The 20,749-nt window shown below is 46.3% G+C and carries 20 protein-coding genes and 1 pseudogene; 12 read left to right on the forward strand and 9 right to left on the reverse strand.

Features of this window, described 5'->3' with window-relative positions:
* The first annotated feature begins 8 nt into the window (after positions 1-8).
* The 7 genes from C1721_RS00960 (at position 9) to bioD (ending at position 7,080) form a co-directional block, all read left to right on the forward strand.
* Positions 9-437 (forward strand): hypothetical protein, encoded by a 429-nt coding sequence (locus tag C1721_RS00960; RefSeq protein WP_102406328.1) that lies wholly within the window; start codon positions 9-11, stop codon positions 435-437.
* Positions 434-1,414 (forward strand): biotin synthase BioB, encoded by a 981-nt coding sequence (bioB, locus tag C1721_RS00965; protein WP_102406330.1) that lies wholly within the window; start codon positions 434-436, stop codon positions 1,412-1,414. The genes C1721_RS00960 and bioB overlap by 4 nt, the downstream gene beginning before the upstream one ends.
* Entirely contained in the window at positions 1,411-2,694 is a 1,284-nt protein-coding gene (bioA, locus tag C1721_RS00970) for an adenosylmethionine--8-amino-7-oxononanoate transaminase (protein ID WP_102406332.1), read from the forward strand. The genes bioB and bioA overlap by 4 nt, the downstream gene beginning before the upstream one ends.
* A 968-nt stretch (positions 2,695-3,662) precedes the next feature.
* Entirely contained in the window at positions 3,663-4,808 is a 1,146-nt protein-coding gene (locus C1721_RS00980) for an 8-amino-7-oxononanoate synthase (RefSeq protein WP_102406336.1), read from the forward strand.
* A gap of 5 nt (positions 4,809-4,813) precedes the next feature.
* A complete protein-coding gene (locus C1721_RS00985) occupies positions 4,814-5,458 on the forward strand; it encodes a DUF452 family protein (protein WP_102409174.1) in 645 nt (214 codons plus the stop codon).
* Positions 5,428-6,204: a malonyl-ACP O-methyltransferase BioC gene (bioC, locus tag C1721_RS00990; RefSeq protein WP_234347243.1), complete on the forward strand. Its 777-nt coding sequence runs from the start codon at positions 5,428-5,430 to the stop codon at positions 6,202-6,204. Before C1721_RS00985 ends, bioC begins: the two co-directional genes overlap by 31 nt.
* Positions 6,205-6,438: 234 nt before the next feature.
* Entirely contained in the window at positions 6,439-7,080 is a 642-nt protein-coding gene (gene bioD / locus C1721_RS00995; RefSeq protein ID WP_102406338.1) for a dethiobiotin synthase, read from the forward strand.
* A 17-nt stretch (positions 7,081-7,097) separates the two neighbouring features.
* Here the strand turns inward: bioD and C1721_RS01000 are convergent, their stop codons facing one another.
* From C1721_RS01000 to C1721_RS01020, 5 genes are all read right to left on the reverse strand, one after another.
* On the reverse strand, positions 7,098-8,006 hold the full coding sequence (locus C1721_RS01000) for an outer membrane beta-barrel protein (protein WP_102406340.1): 909 nt from the start codon (positions 8,004-8,006) through the stop codon (positions 7,098-7,100).
* A 21-nt stretch (positions 8,007-8,027) separates the two neighbouring features.
* Complete coding sequence (locus C1721_RS01005) at positions 8,028-8,495, reverse strand: DUF6108 family protein (RefSeq protein WP_102409175.1); 468 nt, start codon at positions 8,493-8,495, stop codon at positions 8,028-8,030.
* 13 nt (positions 8,496-8,508) lie between these two features.
* Positions 8,509-9,006 (reverse strand): hypothetical protein, encoded by a 498-nt coding sequence (locus C1721_RS01010; protein ID WP_102406342.1) that lies wholly within the window; start codon positions 9,004-9,006, stop codon positions 8,509-8,511.
* Entirely contained in the window at positions 9,003-9,509 is a 507-nt protein-coding gene (locus C1721_RS01015; RefSeq protein ID WP_102406344.1) for an RNA polymerase sigma factor, read from the reverse strand. The genes C1721_RS01010 and C1721_RS01015 overlap by 4 nt, the downstream gene beginning before the upstream one ends.
* A 146-nt stretch (positions 9,510-9,655) precedes the next feature.
* A complete protein-coding gene (locus C1721_RS01020; RefSeq protein ID WP_102406346.1) occupies positions 9,656-10,282 on the reverse strand; it encodes a DUF4923 family protein in 627 nt (208 codons plus the stop codon).
* A 119-nt stretch (positions 10,283-10,401) separates the two neighbouring features.
* Between C1721_RS01020 and C1721_RS01025 the strand changes: the two genes are divergently transcribed.
* The gene (locus tag C1721_RS01025; protein ID WP_102409176.1) at positions 10,402-11,805 is read left to right on the forward strand and encodes an MFS transporter; all 1,404 of its coding nucleotides are present in this window, start codon (positions 10,402-10,404) and stop codon (positions 11,803-11,805) included.
* A 29-nt stretch (positions 11,806-11,834) separates the two neighbouring features.
* Here the strand turns inward: C1721_RS01025 and C1721_RS01030 are convergent, their stop codons facing one another.
* The 3 genes and pseudogenes from C1721_RS01030 to C1721_RS01040 form a co-directional block, all read right to left on the reverse strand.
* Positions 11,835-12,200: a helix-turn-helix domain-containing protein gene (locus tag C1721_RS01030; RefSeq protein ID WP_102406348.1), complete on the reverse strand. Its 366-nt coding sequence runs from the start codon at positions 12,198-12,200 to the stop codon at positions 11,835-11,837.
* A 42-nt stretch (positions 12,201-12,242) separates the two neighbouring features.
* A pseudogene (locus C1721_RS01035) lies at positions 12,243-12,338 on the reverse strand (type II toxin-antitoxin system HigB family toxin); the annotation flags it as partial.
* Between the two features lie 69 nt (positions 12,339-12,407).
* Positions 12,408-13,406 (reverse strand): class II fructose-bisphosphate aldolase, encoded by a 999-nt coding sequence (locus C1721_RS01040; protein WP_102406352.1) that lies wholly within the window; start codon positions 13,404-13,406, stop codon positions 12,408-12,410.
* Between the two features lie 220 nt (positions 13,407-13,626).
* Between C1721_RS01040 and C1721_RS01045 the strand changes: the two genes are divergently transcribed.
* Together C1721_RS01045 and C1721_RS01050 are read left to right on the forward strand one after the other, a co-directional pair.
* Positions 13,627-13,878, forward strand: coding sequence for a type B 50S ribosomal protein L31 (locus C1721_RS01045; RefSeq protein ID WP_102406354.1), 252 nt, complete (start codon positions 13,627-13,629; stop codon positions 13,876-13,878).
* A gap of 111 nt (positions 13,879-13,989) precedes the next feature.
* Positions 13,990-15,087, forward strand: a complete 1,098-nt coding sequence (locus C1721_RS01050; RefSeq protein WP_102406356.1) for a phosphotransferase enzyme family protein — start codon at positions 13,990-13,992, stop codon at positions 15,085-15,087.
* A 159-nt stretch (positions 15,088-15,246) separates the two neighbouring features.
* Here C1721_RS01050 and C1721_RS01055 read toward each other — a convergent pair whose 3' ends face one another.
* Complete coding sequence (locus C1721_RS01055) at positions 15,247-16,158, reverse strand: helix-turn-helix domain-containing protein (RefSeq protein ID WP_234347244.1); 912 nt, start codon at positions 16,156-16,158, stop codon at positions 15,247-15,249.
* 253 nt (positions 16,159-16,411) lie between these two features.
* Between C1721_RS01055 and C1721_RS01060 the strand changes: the two genes are divergently transcribed.
* Positions 16,412-17,524 (forward strand): efflux RND transporter periplasmic adaptor subunit, encoded by a 1,113-nt coding sequence (locus C1721_RS01060; RefSeq protein ID WP_102406358.1) that lies wholly within the window; start codon positions 16,412-16,414, stop codon positions 17,522-17,524.
* A gap of 12 nt (positions 17,525-17,536) precedes the next feature.
* Positions 17,537-20,749, forward strand: coding sequence for an efflux RND transporter permease subunit (locus C1721_RS01065; RefSeq protein ID WP_102406360.1), 3,213 nt, complete (start codon positions 17,537-17,539; stop codon positions 20,747-20,749).

The raw sequence follows: 20,749 nt of genomic DNA on the forward strand, positions 1-20,749 counted from the left end.
AGACCAGCATGAATCTGTCGACTGTCCACTATCAACAACCAACGTCTCTCCGCTTCAAAAGGTGGAGCAGGAAAAGATATGCGGCATTCGTCAGCATACAGCGGGCAGTTACGATAGGACAGTTATCGGCTAATGTATCGGAACGGTTCCAAACGAAGCAAACCTCTTTGCATTCGGGTGCTAACCTTTCCGAAAACAGTTGCAGGGAAGAAGAAGTAAGCATTGGTAGCCTAAACGAATCAGTCACAGACGAAATTCCGGGACTTTCATTGGCTACTATAAACAGCTTGCTGTCAATAGAAATACAGTCTGCCTATACAGCGTCAGATTCATGCAATAATAAAGAAAACATTCATAATTCCGAAGAAGCGGAAGGTAGCCGGCATAACACCGGTTTCCTTCCGCTTTTTTATGCTTATAAACGAACAAACATATGACAATCGAATCATTAAAGCAACAAGTACTGGACGGTCACTTAGTAAACGAGCCGGAAGCGCTTTTCCTTGCCGCAGCCGACAAAGAGGCGTTATACGAAGCCGCCCATCAAATCACCCGTCACTTTATGGGTAACAAGTTCGACACTTGTTCCATTATCAATGCCAAGAGCGGGAATTGCAGCGAAGACTGTAAATGGTGCGCCCAGTCCGGACACTACAAAACCCAAGTAACCCTTTACCCCTTGCTTCCGGCCGAAGAATGTATCCGCCATGCCGTTTACAACCGCCGGCAGGGAATCAAACGCTTTGCCCTCGTTACCAGCGGCAAACGGGTCAGCGACAAAGAGATGGAAAAGATCACCGATACCATACGCCGTATCAAGCGGCAAAGCGATATCAAGTGCTGCGCGTCAATGGGACTTCTCACCCGTGAACAATTGCAAAAGTTATACGACAGTGGCGTAGAGAACTACCATTGTAACATAGAGACAGCCCCCTCCTATTTCCACCGGCTATGTACCACGCATACAACAGACCAAAAGATGGAAACGATACGCACCGCACGTGAAATAGGATTCCGTATCTGCTCCGGTGGCATCATCGGTATGGGCGAGACAATAGAACAACGCATCGAAATGGCTCTCTTCCTGCAAAAGGAAGGCATCCTTTCTATCCCGCTTAATATGCTCCAACCAATACCCGGCACGCCATTAGGGGAAACGTCCGGGTTGAGCGAAGAAGAGTTTCTTACCACCATTGCCCTTTTCCGCTTCATCAATCCGAACGCCTACCTCCGTTTCTCCGGAGGACGGGCGCTATTAAGTGAAGCCACTCAGCGAAAAGCGCTTCGTATCGGCATCAACTCTGCCATCATAGGCGATTTACTTACTACCATCGGGAGCAAGGTGGAAGAAGACAAAGTACTCTTCACTTCCGAAGGCTATTCATTAACAGATAATACAGACTGGGCACAATGACAACAGAAGAACTACTCCGTTACGACCGCGACCATGTTTGGCATCCCTATACCTCTACAATAGATCCAATCCCCGTCTATCCCGTTGCAAAAGCGGAAGGCGTCACTATCACGCTTGTCGACGGCAGGCAGCTGATAGACGGCATGTCATCCTGGTGGGCAGCCGTACATGGTTACAACCACCCCGTATTAAATGCCGCTGCCGAAGCACAGCTACAGAAGATGAGCCACATCATGTTCGGCGGCTTTACCCACGAACCGGCTGTTGAGCTGGCCTCCAAACTACTGCCGCTGCTGCCGCCTTCGATGGATAAGCTGTTCTTTGCCGACAGCGGATCGGTAGCCGTAGAAGTAGCCATGAAGATGGCTATCCAATACTGGCAATCGCAGGGGAAGACAGCAAAGCACAAATTCGCCACTATCCGTAGCGGTTACCATGGCGACACGTGGCACGCCATGTCGGTATGCGACCCCGTTACCGGCATGCACGGTCTCTTTGCCGGTAGCCTGCCTGCGCAATACTTCCTTCCGCAGCCCTCCGTCCGTTTCGGCGAAGAGTGGGACGAAGAAGCTATGTATCCACTGAAAGACCTGTTGGAGAAGCACGCCGGCGAAATGGCTGCCCTCATCCTCGAACCTGTCGTGCAAGGTGCAGGAGGCATGTACTTCTACTCGCCCACCTTTCTGGTGCGTGCCCGGGAATTGTGTAATATATATAATGTATTACTGATCTTCGACGAGATAGCCACCGGATTTGGCCGTACCGGTAAACTCTTCGCCTGGGAACATGCCGGTGTGGAACCGGATATTATGTGCATTGGCAAAGCGCTGACCGGAGGTTACCTCACCCTCTCCGCTACCGCAACAACGCAACCCATAGCCGACACGATTTGTTCGGGCGAAGCAGAATGCTTTATGCATGGCCCTACCTTTATGGCTAATCCGCTGGCCTGCGCTATTGCCTCCGCGTCTGTAGACCTGTTGTTGCAGAGCGGCTGGCAAGAACGGGTTAAAGCAATAGAGACGCTGTTGCGTGAAGAACTTGCCCCTGCCGCCCGGTTGCCCGGAGTGCTCGAGGTCCGGGTATTGGGGGCTATTGGTGTAATAGAGATGAAAGAGCCGGTTAACATGGCTGTCCTCCAAAAGCGTTTTGTGGAAGAGGGCGTCTGGATTCGTCCCTTCGGACGGTTGGTGTATATCATGCCGCCTTTCATCATTCATCCCGATGAATTGAGGAGGCTCACCACTGGAGTGATCAAAGTTCTACTACTTTTCTCTTGACAGAAAAGTAGCCAAAAGGTCAAGATCGTTCTACTACTTTTGGCTTGACCCAAAAGTAGCCAAAAAGTCAAGGCTGCTGCCTGCTCGCTGCTCCGGGCCTTTCGTTCGCTGAACCGTCCGAACTCGCTGCGCTCAAACAGCGGACGCTTCGGACGCTCTCTGCAGGCACTACGCTTGACGCTCACCGGCAGAGGCCGTCCTGGAGAAAGCTCCGCTTTCTATGGGGATGGCCGATACCGCCTCCTTTATGCTGACTTTTCCTCTGTCTTGGCGGGATTGGCTTGGCAACGCGAGGATGGGTTTCAAGAGGTGTCATTGCGGGCTTGACCCGCAACCTCATACTAATTACAGGAATGCTGCTTAGGATGAGATGGCGGATCAAGTCCGCCAGGACAGGGAGAAGAGGCCGGCTGGCTTTGCGGGCTGGGCTCATACAACAAGGCAAGCTGCAGGAGGACTTTAACACACCCCCTACCCCCTCTCAAGAGAGGAGATTAGTTACCATCGGTCACCCTTTCGAGGATTATCAACGGAATCTCTTTTCCGGATTTAGCAATGGGAGTACCTTTTCAGGGGTTTAGTGTCCGAAGTATCTTTTTGGGGGATTAGCAGCAAGAGTATCTTTTCCCCTCTAGAGAGGGGGAAGGGGGTGTGTTAAAGCCAACTTGCAACTGGCCTTTCCGGAGGAAAAGCTGTCAGTATCGGCCATCCTAAAAGGGAGCAACGCTCCCTCGATAGCGGCCTCAGCGGGCGGGCGTTAAACGGAGGTAAAAGATGCAGCGATAAGAGCGGCGGCTGTCTGAGCGTAGCGAGTTCCGCCGCTCAAGCGAAGTCTCTTGCCGGAGTAGCCCGGACGGTGCAGCCTTGATCTTTTGGTTACTTTTCCATCAAGGGAAAAGTGACATTAATCAGCAATTGCATGCAATTGCAAAACAAATAGTAGATTACGACAAACAATATAAATTACAATGAAAGATTACAATAAACTATTAAACGACTTGAAGGCAAGCGGCGGCCTCCGCCACTTGCCAGAAGTAGCACACCAAAGCATCTACATTGAGAAAGGCGGGCAAACAATGCTCAACCTTTCATCAAACGACTACCTTGGATTAGCCGCCCGCCTCGACCTCCGCAACAACTTCCTCGACCGGTTAAGGGAATCGGGACTGCCGCTATCGTCCACCTCCTCACGTCTGCTGACGGGCAACTACAGTATCTACACCGAACTAGAGCAGGATATGGCAGACCGCTTCGGACGTGAAGCCTGCCTCCTGTTCAACAGCGGTTACCACGCCAACACAGGCATTCTTCCCGCTCTGGCGGACAAGCGCACGCTGATACTGGCCGACAAACTGGTTCACGCCAGCATCATAGACGGCATACTGCTGAGCAACGCTCCCTTCCGGCGCTTCCGCCACAACGACTACGGGCAACTGGAACAGCTATTGGGCAAAGAGGCGGCGGACTACGAGCAGGTAATCATCGCCACCGAAAGCATCTTTAGCATGGATGGCGACGTGGGCGACCTCCGTCGTCTTGTCTCCCTCAAAAAGCAATACCCCAACGTAATGCTTTATGTAGACGAAGCCCATGCCATCGGAGTACGCGGCAACAACGGACTGGGCATTGCCGAAGAACAAGGCTGCATCAAAGAGATAGACCTGCTGGTAGGAACTTTCGGCAAAGCCTTTGCCTCAATGGGCGCCTATCTGCTATGCAGCGATACAATACGCCAATACCTGATAAACACCATGCGCCCGCTGATATTCAGCACCGCCCTGCCGCCTGCGCAGATAGCCTGGACGAAATACCTGTTCGACCTGCTACCCTCCTTCGACAAGGAGCGCGAACAACTGCGCACAACAAGTCGCCTGCTGCGCGAACAGCTGCAAGGGCATGGCGGAGAAATCAGCGACAGCCACATCGTGCCCTACATCATTGGAGAGAACGATGCCTGCATCGCCAAGGCCGAAGAACTACAGCGCAAAGGCTTCTACTGCCTGCCCGTACGTCCGCCCACCGTGCCCCAAGGCACATCACGCATCCGCTTCTCGCTAACGGCGGCAGTGGACGCGGAGGCGATAAACAACCTGTCATCCCTATTAAACAAGTAAACAAGATGAAGATTAAGAAGATCGTAAACAATAGAAACCCGAAGCTGCTGCTCTGCTTTGCCGGCTGGTCGGCTGCGCCCGAAGCCTTCGCCCACCTGGAAGCGGAAGACGACCAGGACGTATGGGTCTGCTACGACTACCGCGACCTGTCGTTCGGCGAAGACCCGGGCGGCTACAAGCAGATAGACCTCGTGGCCTGGTCGCTCGGCGTATGGGTAGCGGCACAGGCGGTAGCCGGCATCCCTCTGCACTCCGCCACAGCCGTGAACGGCACGGAGCTTCCGGTGGACGACACCTTCGGCATTCCGTCCGACATCTTCCTCGGTACGCTCCGGAATGTAACCGATGATGGCATGTCGCGCTTCAACCGGCGGATGTGCGGCAGTCGCGAACTGTTGGAGATGTACCGGCAGTTCCCCGCACGTCCTGTCAACAAATTGCAAGAGGAACTGCAAAGCCTCTACGCCGGCATCACCCAAAGCCGCAGCCCGGAGATGCACTGGACGAAAGCCATCATCTCCACCCGCGATAAGATATTCCCCGTCAATAACCAGCGAAGCTACTGGCAAGGCCGCTGCCCCGCCGGCGAAACAGACGCTCCGCATTATCCGTTTTACCTATGGAAACGATGGAAAGAGATAACCGGTTGATAGAACCGCCACGCATCCGGCAACGCTTTGCCCGCGCCCTGCCCAGTTACGACAATCATGCCATAGCACAACAGCAGATTACGGCAGAAGCCGCCGCGATGCTGCAACGCACCCCGCGGCCTTTCGCCCGCTGCTTGGAAATAGGCTGTGGCAGCGGAGGCTTCACCCGCCTGCTGCAACAGATGCTGCCCGAAGCGGACTGGACGCTGAACGACCTGTGCCCGGAATCGCTCTCCGCCGCCGCTCTGCACTGCCCTCACTCCGCCCACCTCGTAACCGGCGATGCCGAAAGCGCAGAGCTGGGCACAGGTTACGACTTGATAGCCTCCACCTCCGCCTTTCAGTGGTTTCGCCATCCGCAGGGTTTCGCCCGGAAGCTGGCCACGATGCAACCTCCGGGCGGCACGTTGCTATTCACCACCTTCCTGCCCGGCAACTTGCAGGAAGTAAAAGAGATAACCGGAAGAGGCCTCACCTACCCTTCTGCCGGGCAATGGAAAGAATGGCTGGCACACAGTTACCGGATAGAGGTATGCCGCGAAGAAACGATCCGCCTCCTCTTTGGCAATCCGCTCGAAGTGCTTCGTCACCTTAAATACACCGGAGTAACCGCCACCGGCACCGGACAATGGACACGGGGCATGCAGGCCGATTTCATCGACCGTTATAACAAACAGTTTTCAACGGGCGACAACCAGGTAACACTGACCTACCGCCCGCTCTACATACAAGCTATAAGGCGGTAAAAGACGTCTCCGTTTTCGGTAACGCCTTTACCGTGTACACGGTAATGCTCTTACCGTTATAAGGGTAAAAGCTTTACCGAAATCAGCAGAATGTATGCCGTTATAATTCCAGACCCTTTAGAGTTATAACTCCAGACACTCTGCAAGCGTAACTCCAGACACTCTGCAAGCATAACTCCAGACACTCTGGAATTATAACTCTAAAGAATATCCATCAAATTAAAAGATAAACGTATGAAAGGAACCGTATTATTCGTATCAGGCATAGACACCAACGTAGGCAAAACCTATGCCACCGGAATCATAGCCCGCCGGATGGCGGCAGAAGGCAAAAGCGTGATCACCCAGAAGATGACCCAGACGGGAAACGTGGATGTATCCGAAGACATCGAGATGCACCGCCGCCTGCAAGGCATCCCCTTTACCGACGAAGACAAGTCCGGGCTGACCTGCCCCTACATCTTTACCTATCCCTGCTCTCCGCACATGGCCGCCGCGAAAGACGGCCGCGAGATAGACCTCCGGGTCATTACGGAAGCAACCCGCCGGCTGCAGGAGAAGTACGACTACGTGCTGCTTGAAGGCGCCGGCGGACTGATGGTGCCCTGCACTGCCGATTCGCTCACCATAGAATACGTGCGCGACATGGGCTACCCGCTCATCCTCGTCACCTCCGGTAAGCTGGGCAGCATCAACCATACCCTGCTCAGCCTCTACGCCTGCAAACAATACGGGATAAAAGTGCATACCGTAGTGTACAACCTCTATCCCCGTACGGATGAGCTGATAGAGCAAAACACATTGGAGTATCTCCGCCGCTACGTGGCCCGCGAACACCCCGAAACGGAGATCAGGCTGCTGGAAGTTCAGGATTAAATATCCTGCGCTTCCCTTTACAGATGCAAGTGCAGGCCGATGGAGACGGGATATAATTCCGGCCCTTTATTATGCTTAAATGCGCTGACAGGTGAATACCGGGCATAGATTCCGATCCAGTCCAGGCCGGCTTGAAGCATAATGTCCATAGATACCGGACGGAGGTTCATACCGCCGTCCATCTTCTCTTTACGCGTCTTGCCACGGTCGTCTGTATAAACAACTTTGGATGACGACATGGTTTTGACCACTCCTACCACACCGGCGGAGAAGAAATACGACGTCTTATGGTGGCGACGCTTCTGCCACTCCAACAAAAGGGGAATGGTAAGGCTGGTAGTATTCAGCTTGCTGGCCTTATACGTAATGCCTTCGGGGGCGGGCTGCAAGACGGTTACCCCGTCCACTTCCTTGAAATAGTTGTTTGTATCCAACCTGTAACGATTCCAACGCATACCGGCACCGGTTACCACTGCCCAGTTGTAACGTGAGAACGGGAAACTCCACTCCATAAAGTTCAGGTTATATTCCAAAGACTTTCCTCCCCGCAACGATACGCCGTCTACGTCATTGACATGCAGGCTTCCGTCGGCAAAGTTACAGAAGCCCATGCCAAACCCTGCCCAGTGAGCCGAGAAGTCCTTATCCCATGTAGGCACAGGTATATTGAGCGACCGGATGTGTTTGCGACGTTCGTAATTCTGGCCGTCGCGGTAATGGCCTTCAAAAACCATGTCGCTATCGATAGAGTCGCCTTCTTCCGTCAACTCATAGACTTTTACTTTCATGCGGTCGCCATTGTCTTTCACTTCAATCCGTTTGTTTTCTACCACGATAACCGTATCGGTGGCAGCAGGCTGTACGCCTGTAGTTGCTACGGCCGCCAAGGGGAAACAGGTAGCCAGGAATAACAGTACGTTTTTCATATCTGTATCTATTTTATACGTTTACAAATCCTTTTTAGTAAAGAGAAGAGTGATAAGGTCGTCGCTGTCCAGGTCGCCCTCTATATAGACCAGAGTAACTACTCCTTTCTTGTTGACTTTGAAAAGGACAAAGCGGTTGATGTCTTCATCTTTGCCCGGCAGCTGGTAATAAGCGGACACTACCCCACCGTCGTCGGTAACTTCCTTAATCTTGCGAGCCCCTTTCTGATCGGCTTCCAGACAGCTCCTGACAAAGGCCAGCGCCTCATTGTCCTGCTTGATGGTAATGCTCTTGTAACGGGTCATCCCGTATGTCTCGAGCATTTCGTTGGAAAGCTCCACCATCGTCACATTCTTTTTCTTTCCGTACCGGACAAATACGTCTTGTATCTTTAAGTCTTTCTGCATCCCGGCAGCAGAAAGACTATCCGGTTGCAGGCTGAATGCTGTTATTAGCAGCAGCACGAATACATATTTAATCTGTTTCATAAGACAGTGTGTTTTATTCTTCATCATCGCTGAACAAAGAGCCCAGTTCTTTTAATTGATTATCTACTATCTCCTGCGTATCGGGTTCGCTATCCGTTTCCGGAAAGTACTCGTCGGCAGGAGTCGCTACTTCTTGCAAGGCCTCAATAGCCAAAGTACGCACTTTGTGGATATCGGTATAGCAACGTCCGTTTATCACCACATAGTTGTCCGAGCAGAAACAAGGATCAAGCGGGTGAAGCAGCTGCCCTATTCCCAATGCCAGCAGAACACAAGCCGCTATTCCGGATACCAGATATAAAACAGTGCGCCGGGCAATCGAACGATGGACAGGCTTGGCCGGTTTTCCGGCTTGCTTGTCGATCTCTTCCCGAAAGTAAGCAAAGAGAGGCTTATAAACGGACAGGTGTTCGGGCACATCGTCCGAAGCAAAGAAGGCGCGTAGCTGAGATTCCTCAGCCGAGGTTGTCTCGCCTTCAAAATATTTATTCAGTAATTCGTCGATATTCATATTCGTTGTCCGTTTAATTGTAAGTATTGTTCGCGTATCTTTTTTCGTGCCCTGGATAGATTAACACGGATGGCTTCAGGTTGTGTGCCTGTTATTTCGGCAATCTCCGCTACTTCATACCCTTCTACGTCTTTCATCCGGATAATTGTCTGCTGCAACGAAGGCAACCGGTCTATCAAGCGGCGTACACAAGCAACGGCGTCTTGTTGTTCCAGTCGTTCAGCAGGGTTCATAGTTCCGGAATCGAGCGACAGGTTATCCAGTTCCGGCCCTTGCGGCTTCCGCTTCCTTAGCTTATCCAGCGTAAGGTTGCGTACAATCATCATAGCCAGTGCTTCCACGCTATCGTATTCGTCTAGCTTACCGCGGATATTCCATAACTTGAGGAATGCTTCTTGCACAACATCCTCAGCATCGGAAGTGTCTTCCGCCAGCTTCCGCGAAAAGTTAAACATCTTCTCCCGAAGCGGTAGCACGGTTATTTTGAATGTCTCTAATTCCATTTCTATTAATAAGACGACAAAGGAAGGAAAACATAACACGGGTTTGGTTATTTTCCTGTAATATTTTCAGGGAAGGCAGGATACAGGTTAACGTCCGCCTATAGACAATAACTGACCTACAGGCGGATACAGAAAACGGCTACAGCTTATTTTTCCAGATCAAAGCCCAGCATCATACCATCGTATTGCTCAGCAAGTTTATTGATCGTTTGTAAGGTTGCATTGCTTGAAACAGCAGATATGGTAGAGAGGAATTTTAAAAGCTTATCGGCGTCGAAAAGCAAGGTTAGCTGATTACCGGACAATACAACATGAGCCGTCAACGTAGTAATCTTCATTTTCTTGGCTTTGCCTAACGAATAATGTAAAGAAAGTGTTTTGGCATCGGCATCAAACGAATAAGTTCCATTCAGCGAACCTTTCTTTAACGTATTGGTGAATGTTGAATCAGGGTTCAGCGCGTAGTTAAACACGCCTTCTACAATACCAACTTTGGCGCAATATTCTTTCATCTTCTTCTCGGCCTCTGTTGAAGCAAGGCTTGCGGCAACGTTCTTCAATGCGTTATCTCCCTCCAACTGAATTGCAGGATTAACGTAAGTCCACGTACCTTGCAGGTTTTCAACCGTCAACGCTTTTCCTCCGGTAACAGCGGTCACAGCATCTTTTACTGCCGATGATTTCAGAATATCCTTCAACGACTGGGCACTTGCTATCTGAGGCATCAACAAAACGGCAGACAAAGCCGTTACAATCATCCAAACCTTTTTCATTTCGTTAAAAATTTAATGTGTTATATTAGCATTCCGCAAAGATAAGAATATTATCGCTACATTTGTGCCGTTCCTTCCTCAAGGCAAGTTTCAGAACAGGTAAAGTAAAACACGAGAAGATGAAGATCAGAAACCGCGTAACCGCAACCAGCGATATGGACGGTCTGCCTTTAAACAAGCGTTATTGGGCTATCCTTGCTACAGCTCTGGGAGTATCCATGTCCGTTATAGACGGAACAATCGCCAATGTGGCTCTGCCCAGCATAGCGAATGATTTAAGTATATCACCTACTACATCTATCTGGATTGTAAATGCTTATCAATTAGCATTGGTTATATCATTACTATCCTTTTCTTCCCTGGGAGATATTTATGGTTACCGGCGTATATTTATCACAGGGGTCGGAATATTCACGGTTACCTCTTTAGGTTGCGCCCTGTCCGATTCGTTCTGGACACTAACGATAGCACGAGCCTTACAAGGTGTAGGAGCTGCTGCCATAACGAGTGTAAACACAGCCATCTTACGCATTATCTATCCGCGTAAGTTCCTGGGACGGGGAATGGGTATAAATGCTTTAGTTGTAGCTGTGTCCATAGCATCCGGGCCATCGTTGGCTGCCGCAATCCTCTCCATAGGTTCGTGGAACTGGTTATTTGCCATCAACGTACCGATAGGTATTTGTACTTTCATAGTAGCATCGATGTTTCTCCCTGCAAATCCGGTAAAAACAATCAAACGGAAGTTCGACATGATAAGCGCGTTGGCCAATGCGCTTAGTTTCGGACTGTTGATTATAGCTTTGGAAGGAGTTGCGCACAAACAAAATCCTACATTTATAATAATAGAAACCATCGCGTTACTGCTGATAGGTTATTTCTTTGTACGACGTCAGTTAACTCAGGAATATCCGCTCCTACCGGTAGATTTAATGAAAATACCCATCTTCTCTCTTTCCATAGGCAGTTCTATTTGTTCTTTTACAGGACAGATGCTGGCTATGATTTCCCTGCCCTTCTTTATACAGAACACATTAGGGAAAAGCGAAGTAGAAACTGGGTTATTACTTACCCCATGGCCTTTGGCAACCATGTTCATGGCACCGGTAGCCGGCAGGTTGGTAGAACGCATACATGCCGGACTGCTGGGAAGTATAGGAATGGTCCTATTCGCAACCGGACTGTTCCTTTTGGCTATCTTACCGGATAACCCAGCCAATGGAGATATTGTATGGAGAATGATGCTTTGCGGAGCAGGTTTTGGTATTTTCCAGACACCAAACAATAGCACAATCATTTCTTCCGCACCAACCAACCGCAGTGGAGGCGCCAGTGGCATGTTGGGCACGGCACGTCTGGTTGGCCAAACTCTGGGAGCCACCTTAGTTGCCATGATCTTCGGATTGGTACACGACAACAGCACACACTTCTGTCTTCTTCTTGCCGGTGGATTTGCCATTACAGCAGGTATAATAAGCAGTCTGAGACTTTCACAACCGAGGCCTCTTAAGGAATTTAAGTAAAAAAACGACGAATAATGATTCGTACAATATCAGACTCCTAACACGATGTTAGCATCAATATTCAATTTTCGGCTCATTTCTCTGGCGACTTTCAAAGTAGGTTCGCACTTACCCGAAAGATACTCGCTTACCCGTGAAGGACTCACATTCAATAATTCTGAAAGTTTAGTTTGAGTAAGGCTCATTTCATACATCCGAAGTTTAAGAACATCTACCAATGAAGGTGATTCTACAGGAAAATGCTCTTCCTCATAATCGGCCACTAAATCTGAAATCAAATCAAGTTCAAGATAATTCTTATCATCTGCCGGAGTATCATTGCCAACAACCTTCAATAATTCTTCAATTCTTGCGCAAGCTGCTTTGTATTGTTTTTCAGTCTTTATCTTTGCCATATCAATTTACAGTTTGTAAGTGTGTCTCACTAATCCAATATCTTAAACTGAGGAACAATCTATTCTATCATATTCTTTATGTGTACCTATAAAGCGAATAAAAACTTTCTTCGTAGCAAATAAAACGATTGCAACCAATCAACAGAAAAGGGATATGTTTTTACAAACATATCCCTCACCTATAACTATAATTAATCAACTACATAATTAAAGTTTGTTGTCTGAACCAAGTACATTGATAATTTTATGCTTGTACAGTTTTTCCATGTTATCACGAGCCGGGCCCAGATATTTACGTGGGTCGAATTCAGCAGGTTTCTCAGCGAAAGTCTTGCGGATTGCAGCAGTCATAGCCAAACGAGAGTCTGAGTCGATGTTGATCTTGCAAACAGCAGACTTAGCAGCCTTGCGCAATTCTTCTTCAGGAATACCGATAGCAGCCTTCAAAGCACCACCGTATTTGTTGATAGTTTCAACTTCTTCTTCAGGAACAGAAGAAGATCCGTGAAGTACGATAGGGAAGCCCGGAAGTTTTTCCATTACAGCATCCAATACTTCAAATGCCAATGGAGGAGGAACCATCTTACCAGTCTTAGGATCGATATGGCACTGTTCCGGAGTGAATTTATAAGCACCGTGAGAAGTACCGATTGAGATAGCCAAAGAGTCGCAACCTGTGCGAGTAGCGAAATCAATTACTTCTTCAGGGTCTGTATATGTGTGATGGTCAGAAGAAACTTCATCTTCAACACCGGCCAATACACCCAGTTCACCTTCAACTGTTACATCAAACTGATGAGCATAGTCTACCACTTTCTTAGTCAAAGCTACATTTTCTTCATATGGCAAATGAGAACCGTCGATCATTACAGAAGAGAAACCAGAGTCAATACAGCTTTTGCAAGTTTCAAACGTATCACCGTGATCCAAGTGAAGAACGATCTGAGGATTCGGACAACCTAATTCCTTAGCATATTCTACAGCTCCCTGAGCCATGTAACGCAACAAAGTAGCGTTTGCATACTGACGGGCACCTTTAGATACCTGCAGGATAACCGGAGATTTAGTTTCTACAGCAGCTTTAATAATAGCCTGCATCTGTTCCATGTTATTGAAGTTAAAAGCAGGAATAGCATATCCGCCTTTAATAGCCTTTGCAAACATTTCTCGAGTGTTTACAAGACCCAGATCTTTGTAATTTACCATTGTGTATTTGTTATTACGTTAATGATTAAAAATTTCCCACAAAGATAATAACTAAGTTCTAACATTATGCTCTCGAACATATAAAATAACACAATTTCAACCTCTGGAGAAAAAATAACTCAAATTTCTTTGTTTGTTTGACACTTATCCATACCTTTGCAACCCAAATTACCGGTTACCAAACAAGTAAAAGAATATAAATTAAAATAGAAATAAAGCAATGAAAAAAGGTATTCATCCTGAAAACTATCGTCCTGTTGTATTCAAGGACATGTCTAACGACGATGTATTTATTACGCGTTCAACTATCAGCGCAAAGGAAACGATCGAAATTGACGGTGTAGAATATCCATTGGTAAAAGTGGAAATCTCTAATACTTCTCACCCATTTTATACTGGTAAGTCTAAATTGGTTGATACAGCCGGACGTGTTGATAAGTTCATGAGCCGTTACGGTAACCGCAAGAAATAAGGAATACGACCTATTCTAAATTTATAGAAAAAGGTGTTGATTAAAATCAGCACCTTTTTTTGTTGTCTAATATTATTTCCTATTTTTGTGAAGAATTGAATTTATAATACCATGACAAAAACAAAAGAAGAATTATTGGACATCCTGAGCAGATTCCAATTAGATGAGAAAGTAGTTTCCGCAGAACCTTTCGGAAACGGACACATTAACGACACGCTGAAAGTAACAAACGAAAAAGGTGAAACAAAATATGTATTACAACGCATCAACCACCTTATATTCACCAATGTGGAAATGTTGCAGAACAATATACACACCGTTACATCACACATACGTAAAAAACTGGAGGCACGGGACGAAAAGGATATTGATCGCAAAGTATTAACATTTCTCCCTACAAAAGAAGGAAAGCTATATTACTTCGACGGAGACAGCTATTGGCGTGTCTGCCTGTTCATTCCCCGAAGCAAAAGTTTTGAAGAGGTTACTCCGGAATTATCCTATGAAGCAGGTAAAGCATTCGGCGACTTCCAGTCTATGCTGGCAAACCTTCCGGAAGGAGCTATAGGGGAAACCATACCCAACTTTCACAACATGGAGTTCCGTTTGGAACAATTTCATGATGCAGTAAAAACGAATGCGGCCGGGCGTCTGGATGAAGTGAAAGACCTGATCCGGGAGATTGAGAAACGAGCCGATGCCATGTGCATCCAAGAACGATTATACCGCGAAGGCAAGCTCAAGAAACGCACGAACCATTGTGATACGAAAGTAAACAACATCATGTTTGATGAAAGCGGAAAGGTACTTTGTGTTATTGATTTAGATACCGTTATGCCGGGCTTCGTATTATCGGATATAGGCGATTTTATTCGTACCGGAGCCAATACCGGAGCCGAAGACGATGAAAACCTGAATAATGTAAACGTTAATATGGACATCTTCCGGGCTTACACGCGGGGATACATGGAAACGGCAAAAAGTTTTCTTACTCCGCAAGAAATAAAGCTGTTGCCTTATGGCGGACGATTACTTACCTATATGCAGACGGTCAGATTCCTCACGGATTATATAAATGGGGATACTTACTATAAAATACATAGTCCGAAACACAATCTGATACGTACAAAAGCGCAGTTCAAGCTGTTACAGAGCCTGGAAGAGCACGCAAGCGAAATGGATGAGTTTATGAATCAATATCTGAACTAATTGTTCCATTCAGTTTTATCGGCTTGAAACTTTTGTTTCACCGGGATGAAACACTTGTTCCATCAGGATGAAACTTTTGTTCCACCGGCATGAAACAGTTGTTCCATCAGCTTGAAACATTTGTTCCGCCGGCATGAAACAAAACAGAACGAATATAGATCAAGAAACATCTATATTCGCTCTGTACATTAATGGCGATACGCCTTTGTGCTTTTTGAAGAATTTACCGAATGAAGACTGGTCTGAAAAATTCAGCATATCTGCTACCTGTTGCACCGTAAACTCAGGATCACGAAGACAGATTTCCGCCTCGCGCATTAAAGCTTCGGCAATCCATTTATTCACGGTCTTACCACTAAAATCCTTCAATATACGCGACAAATACTCCGGCGTTATACAAAGTTCGCGGGCATAAAAAGCCACCGAATGCTCTTCTTTACAATGTTTATCCAGCAACTGGATGAATAGAAACAACAATGTATCTTTACTTGGCGGATTAATATGGACATGTTCATGAAGAGCCTGATAAATGATATTATTCATCTCCAATAAGAATCCACGCAATTCATTAAAAATAAGATCGCGATGCCAGGCATGTCCCGAACGATCCATATTCCGTTCTATACGATGGATATAACTCTCCAGAAGGTCTGCATCTTCTTCATTCAGCTTCAATACCGGACGGCTACGGCGGGTAGCGATATACGCAGCTGGCATCCGGCGGCTATTCAATATAATCTCTGCAAAAAGATTCTTTTCAATTATCAAATGATATCCTAAAAAATGAGGGGATAAACGCATGTTCTTTATCTGATGCATATCCATAATATCCAGCAATAAATTATCAGACAAATGATACATGAAATCGTCAATTGTAATATCAATCGTTCCCCGGCGAACCAAAAATATAGAAAAAGCATCCAAGCGAACCGAAACCCCTTCTTTGAAACCTGATTTTTGGGTATCATCACTATGCATTTCAACAATAAGTAATTTGTTTTGATAGGATTTGATATCCAAATTAAATTGAAGAAAATCCTCTATGCTAAGCTGCAATACAGACTGTTTCATTCATTCCTTTTTTAATTGATACCAAAGATAAGTGATTTTATCAAACAAAGGTAAATGTGTTCTGATTTGGAACAGCAATATTCAATTTACAACCACCCGGAATCAGAATTATTATCAGACCTTTGCAGAGGTTATTAGTTAAGGCAGTAAAGATCAATAAGTAACATACTTTTCACACAAAAAAAGCAGACCCTATTGGTTTAAATTTTGGAACAATCCTACTGCTATAGATCAATAAAAGTAACAATTAAAAATGAAGAAGAAATTAATTACCAGATGCTTAAATGGCATCTGCATAGGGCTTTTTTGCCTTATTGCAAGCTCTTGTAAAGAGCAACCAGCTATGACGGCAAATAACGAGTACAAAGTATTAAAAGTATCCACAGCAAACAAAACGCTGAGCAGCTCTTATTCAGCAACTATACGCGGACGGCAGGATATAGACATTTATCCGCAGGTATCCGGTTTTATAACCCGCTTATGTGTGGAAGAAGGACAAGCCGTAAAAAAGGGACAATTACTATTTATTATCGATCAAGTTCCTTACCAGGCAGCTTTACAGACTGCAACGGCCAATGTAGAAGCAGCTCAGGCCGCCCTGAACACAGCAAAACTGACGTATGACAGTAAAAAAGAACTTCATGCCCAACACGTAGTTTCCGCATTTGATTTACAGACAGCCGAGAATTCATGGCTAAGTGCAAAAGCACAGCTTGCACAGATGAAAGCTCTTGAGTTAAATGCACGTAACAATTTGTCATATACAGAAGTAAAAAGCCCATCCAATGGAGTTGTGGGTACTCTTCCTTATCGCGTAGGAGCATTGGTAAGTGCCGGTTTGCCAAAACCGTTGACAACTGTTTCCGACAATTCAGATATGTATGTTTATTTCTCCCTGACAGAAAACCAACTGCTCTCCTTAACCCGGCAATACGGATCAAAGGAAAAAGCTCTTGAAAGCATGCCGGAAATAGACTTGCAATTGAATGACAAGTCGCTCTATCCTGTAAAAGGGAAGATTGAAACCATAAGCGGCGTTATCGACCGCAGTACGGGAACTGTAAGCCTGAGAGCTGTCTTTTCAAACAAAGACGGCATGCTCTATAGCGGCAATTCAGGGAATGTCATTCTATCCATTGAAAAGAATGACTGCATTGTCATCCCGCAAACAGCGACATTCGAGATACAAGATAAAGTGTATGTATATAAGGTAGTGGAAGGGAAGGCTTCATCTGCCCTCGTAAACGTATCACGCGTAAACGGGCAGGAATACGTTGTTAACGACGGTCTGCAACCGGGTGATATAATAGTTGCCGAAGGTGTAGGTCTGCTACGGGAAGGAACTTCTATTACAGCAAAACAATAATAAAAAAGGAATATGAAACTAAAAGCCTTTATAGAACGTCCCGTACTGTCTGCGGTCATCTCCATCGTAATCGTATTTATGGGAATCATCGGATTGATGAGTTCGCCGGTAGAACTTTATCCGGACATCGCACCTCCAACCGTAATGGTGAATACCACTTATTTCGGAGCCAGTGCCGAAACGTTACAGAACAGTGTAATAGCTCCATTGGAAGAATCCATAAACGGAGTGGAAAACATGACTTATATGACATCTACGGCAACCAATGCAGGTACTGTCTCTATCATGGTTTACTTCAAACAGGGAACTGATCCTGACATGGCTGCCGTAAACGTGCAGAACCGCGTTTCTAAAGCAACGGGCCGGCTTCCGGCAGAAGTAACACAGGTGGGAGTAACCACCATTAAGCGTCAGACCAGCATGTTGCAGATTTTCTCCATCTATAGTCCTACTGATTCTTATGACGAAGGATTCCTTGCCAATTACCTAAACATCAATTTAAAGCCTGAGATACTCAGAATTTCAGGTGTAGGCGAACTGGTAGTCATGGGAGGAGATTACAGTATGCGCGTATGGATGAAGCCGGACGTGATGGCTCAATACAATCTGATACCTTCGGATGTTACTTCGGTATTGGCAGAACAGAACATAGAATCTTCAACCGGCTCATTCGGAGAAAACTCAAAGGAGACTTATCAATATACGATGAAGTATAAAGGTCGTTTGCTTACTCCTGAAGAATTCGGCGACATCGTTGTAAGATCATCTGACGACGGTGAAGTTTTGAAACTAAAAGACATAGCAGATATTGAGTTAGGTCGTGAAAACTATTCTTATATCGGAGAAACCAGCGGGCACACAGGCGTTTCCTGCCTTGTATTCCAAACAGCCGGTTCTAATGCAACGGAAGTAAACGAACAAATAGATGCTTTCCTCGACGAGGCGCGGAAAGACTTGCCTAAAGGAGTGGAAATTGTACAAATGATGAGTTCCAACGATTTCTTATTCGCTTCCATACACGAGGTTATAAAGACATTGATTGAAGCCATACTTCTGGTAATTTTAATTGTGTATCTGTTTTTACAGGATATCCGCTCTACGGTTATTCCACTGGTCGGCATTATTGTTTCTTTGGTTGGAACATTTGCATTCATGGCAATAGCAGGTTTCAGTATAAACCTCATCACTTTATTTGCTCTCGTATTGGTAATCGGTACGGTAGTAGACGATGCTATTGTTGTAGTCGAGGCAGTGCAGGCCCGGTTTGATGTAGGGTACAAATCCTCCTATATGGCAAGTATGGATGCTATGAATGGAATCAGTGCGGCTATCATTACTTCTTCAATGGTATTTATGGCAGTATTTATTCCAGTATCATTTATGAGCGGAACGTCCGGTACTTTCTATACACAGTTTGGTCTGACCATGGCTGTAGCCGTCGGTATCTCCGCCATTAACGCTTTAACCTTGAGCCCGGCTCTGTGTGCATTAATTTTAAAGCCTTATATAAATGACGACGGTACACAAAAGAATAATTTCGCAGCCCGTTTCCGTAAAGCATTCAATGCCGCATTCGACTCTATATTGGATAAATACAAGAGAGGCGTACTGTTTTTCATTAAGCGCAAATGGCTCACATGGTCGTTGTTAGGCTGTACTATAATAGCACTTATCGTATTGATGAACAGCACAAAAACAGGATTAGTCCCCGATGAAGACCAAGGCGTGGTATTCGTTAATGTAACCACTGCTTCCGGTAATTCCCTTGCTACAACAGGCGATATTATGACACAGATAGAACAACGCATCAAAGATATGCCGCAAATAAAAGAATATACGAAAGTATCCGGTTATGGTTTGATAGCCGGACAAGGCAACTCATTCGGTATGTTTATCTTGAAGTTGAAGCCATGGGATGAACGCCCTCAGAAAGAAGATCATGTACAGGCCGTAATCAACCAGATATATGGACGGACCACCGATATAAAAGACGCTACTATCTTTGCTATGGCTCCGGGTATGATTCCGGGATATGGCACGGGTAATGCTCTGGAGATGTACACACAAGATAAAAAAGGAGGAGATCTTACCGAATTCTATAACATTACCCAGCAATACCTGGGAACTTTGCGTCAACGCCCGGAAATAGCGACTGCATATTCAACTTTCTCTATCAACTACCCGCAATGGCAGGTGGAAGTAGACGCAGCCAAATGTAAACGCGCCGGCATCACTCCCAATTCCGTATTAAGCACGCTTTCCGGATATTATGGAGGGCAATATGCCTCCGACTTCAACCGGTTCACAAAAGTGTATAAAGTCATGATACAAGCATCTCCGGCATATCGTTTAAGTGAGAATTCATTAGATAACACCTTTGTACGTATGTCAAACGGAGAAATGGCACCACTCAGCCAATTCGTTACTTTAACGAAGGTATACGGGGCAGAGTCATTAAGCCGTTTTAATATGTATAATTCCATCGGCATCAATGCAATGCCGGCAAACGGGTATAGTACGGGAGACGCTATTCAGGCGGTAAAAGAAACAGCTCAGATCACGTTACCCAAAGGATATGGATACGATTTTGCTGGAATCACCAGGGAAGAAAACCAACAAAGCAATACGACAATTATCATCTTTGCTATCTGTATCTTGATGGTTTATCTGATTCTTAGCGCTCTATATGAAAGCTTCCTGATACCTTTTGCAGTCATTCTTTCCGTTCCATTCGGATTGATGGGTAGTTTTCTGTTCGCTAAAATGATGGGATTGGAAAATAACATTTACCTGCAAACCGGATTAATTATGCTAATCGGTTTGTTGGCTAAAACGGCTATCCTTCTTACCGAATATGCTACGAAACGGCGTCAGGCCGGTATGAGCCTCACTTCGGCGGCTCTCTCCGCAGCGAAAGTCCGTCTGCGTCCTATCTTGATGACAGCATTGACTATGGTATTCGGTTTGCTGCCGTTAATGATGGCAACCGGCGTAGGAGCTAACGGTAACAGTTCGCTAGGAACCGGTGCGGTAGGCGGTATGATAATTGGAACATTGGCACTATTGTTTATCGTTCCTTCTCTATTTATCGTATTCCAATATTTACAGGAAAAAGTACGCCCTATCCAATTCGAGCCAACACACGACTGGCAGATACAGGAAGAAGTAGTACAAGAATCTACGGAAAGACAAGAATACCTTGACAGCAAAAAGAAAGAAGAATAA

The organism is Parabacteroides bouchesdurhonensis (genome assembly GCF_900186615.1).
Taxonomy (GTDB): Bacteria; Bacteroidota; Bacteroidia; order Bacteroidales; family Tannerellaceae; genus Parabacteroides; species Parabacteroides bouchesdurhonensis.